Genomic DNA, 543 nt, shown 5'->3' with positions numbered 1-543 from the left:
TCCTGCTCCTGCGCGAGGTCCAGCTCCTTCTGCAGCGCGGGGATCTCGCCGTAGAGCAGGCGCGAGGCCTCCGCGAGGTCGCCCGCGCGCTGGGCCATCTCCGCCTGCGAGCGCAGGTTGTCGATGCGCTCCTTGAGGTCGCCCACGCGGTTGAGGCCGGCCTTCTCGGCCTCCCAGCGGGCGTTGAGGGCGTCCAGCTCGGCCTTCTTGTCGGCCAGCTCCCGCTGCAGCACGGCGAGGCGCTCCACCGAGGCGGGGTCGGTCTCGCCCTGCAGCGCGAGTTCCTCCATGGTCAGCCGGTCCACGGCGCGGCGCAGCCGGTCGATCTCCTCCGGGGCGGAGTCGATCTCCATCCGCAGGCGGGACGCGGCCTCGTCCACGAGGTCGATGGCCTTGTCCGGCAGCTGCCGGCCGGGGATGTACCGGTGGGACAGCGCGGCGGCCGCGACGAGGGCGGCGTCCGCGATCTGGACCTTGTGGTGGGCCTCGTAGCGCTCCTTGAGCCCGCGCAGGATCGCGATGGTGTCCTCCACCGAGGGCTCC

1 pseudogene is annotated in these 543 nt (G+C 72.9%); it reads right to left on the bottom strand.

Annotated features, from left to right (window positions below):
- Positions 1-543, bottom strand: a pseudogene (locus tag RF647_RS19200) (ATP-dependent chaperone ClpB); the annotation flags it as partial.

The organism is Kocuria sp. CPCC 205263 (genome assembly GCF_040981075.1).
Taxonomy (GTDB): domain Bacteria; phylum Actinomycetota; class Actinomycetes; order Actinomycetales; family Micrococcaceae; genus Kocuria; species Kocuria rosea.
Note: the sequence above shows the minus strand (reverse complement) of the source record. Positions and strands in the feature narration are given on the sequence as shown.